Raw genomic sequence first — 2,267 nt, forward strand, 5'->3', positions numbered from 1 at the left:
CGCGCCCCCGCGGCGGCCCTCCCCCGCGCCGTCGTGGTCGCGACCGCGGCTTTCCCGATGATCGTCGACGCCCGCGCGGCCTACGAGATCCCGGTCGAGCAGCAGTCGAGTGCCGGCGACCTCGCGGATCCGACCGGCGACGCGTGGCAGTCGGTCGAGACCGTGGACGTGCCGATGAGCAGCTCCGGCGCGGCGGTACCGGGCGGATCCGACGCCGCGGTCGACTCCGCCAGCGTCGCGGCCGCACGGACCGACGAGCGGCTCTACCTCCGGCTGTCGTGGAGCGACGCGTCCGCGAACACGTCGACCGACTCGCTGCGGGCGTTCGCCGATTCCACCGCGGTCCAGCTCCCCGTTTCGTCCGAGGAACGGCCGCCCATCGCGATGGGATCGACCGACAACCGGGTGAACGTCTGGTACTGGAACGGGGCCGACGGGACAGAGTCGCTGCTCGCCGGCGGCGCCGGGAGCACGACGCAGATTCCGGAGTCGGCGGTGGAGACGAACGCGGCACACGCCGACGACCGCTGGACCGTCGTGTTCAGCCGGCCGCTCGCGTCCGACCGCGCGAACGTGACCGACATCGCCCCGAACGAGGACGTGAACGCCGCGTTCGCGGTCTGGCAGGGGGCGAACGAGGAGCGCTCCGGCCAGAAGGCGGTCAGCGAGTGGTACTATCTCTCACTCGACCCGGACGACGGCGGGGCGCCGTACGAGACGGTGCTGTGGGCGATAGCCGGCATCGCCGTCGTGTTCACCACGCTCGTGACCGTCGAGGGTATCCGCCGGACGAGGGGTGAGTGACCGTGTCGGGGTCGACGCCCGAACGCGACGGCTCGCGACTCGACACGGGGCTTCCGAGCGGCGCGGTCGACGAGGAGACCGCCGCCCGCGGGAACGTCTACGCGCTCGTGGCGGCGGCGTTCACCGAGCCGAGCCAAGGGCTTTACGAGCGGTTCGCGGACGGCTCGCTCGACGACGCCGTCGCGACGCTCGTCGAGCGGAGCGGTCTCGACGTCGACCCGCCGGACCTGACCGTCGAGGACGACCGCGAGACGCTCGCGGCCCGGTACAACGACCTGTTCGTGGTCGGCTACTCCGAAGTGATCGACGGGACCGACGGGACGGTCGAGAATCAGGGGCCGCCGGTGTCGCTGTACGAGTCGACGTACCGCTCGGAGGTGTCGTGGAACGACGTGAACCTCGACCTCGCTCGGGCGTACGAGCACTTCGGGTGCGAGATCGGCGGCGAGGAGCGCCGCCACCACGACCACGCCCGGCTGGAACTCGAATTCGCGGGGTACCTCTGTCGGCTGGCCGCCGCGGGCGACGCAACCGCCGGCGGCGACTCGACTGACGCCGCCGAACCGGCGAACCTCGACCGCGCGCGGCTCGACTTCCACGACCGGCACCTCTCCGTCCTCGCGTCGGGGCTAAGGAGCGCCCTCGACGATGAGCCCGGGACGAGCGTTTACGGCCGCCTCAGCCGGTTCCTCGACGCGTTCGTCGCCGCGGATATCGACGAGCTGGCGGTCCGGCTCGACGCCGGCGTCGGCGGTGAGCGCGAGCACGCGACCTCGGGCGGTCCGAACGGAGGTGAGAGGCCGTGAGCTCGCCGACGGGAAGCGTGAGCGCCCGGGCGGCCTCTCCGGGGGCCCTCGGTCGCTTCGGCGGCCGCGTCGGGGCGATCGGCCTGCTCGTCGCCGCCGCCACCGGGGTCGCGACCGCGGTCCGCGTGCTGTACAACGCGCCGTTCGAGCCGGCCGCGCTTCCGCCCCGGCTGGTCCCGGTCGTCGGGACGGTCGCGGCGCTCGCGGCAGGGGTCGCGCTCGCGGCGGTCGCGCTCTCGACGAGGCGGTCCGCGATTCGCGTCGGGCTCCTGTTCGCCGGTGTGTTCGGCGTGCTCGCGACGATCTCGGGCTCGGCGACGGTCGCCGCGGCCGTCGCGATTCCGGGCGGCGCGGCGCTGGCGTTCGCCCGCGCGCTGGGGGTGCCGGCGACCTACTTCGAGCTCCGGCGCGGAGCCCTCGCGCTGGCGTTCGCGCTCGCCGTCGGGCTCTCGCTCGTCGCGACGGCCGGCATCGTCGGTTCCGCCTCCCGTGTGGCCGGATCCGTCGCCTTCCTCGCGGGAGTGACACTCCTCGCGGTCCGGGCCGAGCGCGACCCGGTCGCGCTCGGCGCCGGCGCGTTCGCGTTCGCGGGTGTCGTCGCCGCGAGCGCCGCCGCCCCGTTCGTCACCGGGAGCGCGCTGCTCGTCGGGTTCGCCG

3 protein-coding genes are annotated in these 2,267 nt (G+C 73.9%); all 3 read left to right on the forward strand.

The genetic code is table 11. The features are described 5' to 3' along the window. The coding region (locus OQF71_RS14375) for an ethylbenzene dehydrogenase-related protein (RefSeq protein WP_280588496.1) at positions 1 to 804 on the forward strand (804 nt) is incomplete at its 5' end. Continuing rightward, entirely contained in the window at positions 801 to 1,610 is an 810-nt protein-coding gene (locus OQF71_RS14380; RefSeq protein ID WP_280588497.1) for a molecular chaperone TorD family protein, read from the forward strand. The genes OQF71_RS14375 and OQF71_RS14380, both read left to right, overlap by 4 nt. After that, the coding region (locus OQF71_RS14385) for a phosphate ABC transporter permease (RefSeq protein WP_280588499.1) at positions 1,607 to 2,267 on the forward strand (661 nt) is incomplete at its 3' end. The genes OQF71_RS14380 and OQF71_RS14385, both read left to right, overlap by 4 nt.

Source organism: Halorubrum sp. Boch-26 (genome assembly GCF_029889805.1).
Lineage (GTDB): Archaea > Halobacteriota > Halobacteria > Halobacteriales > Haloferacaceae > Halorubrum.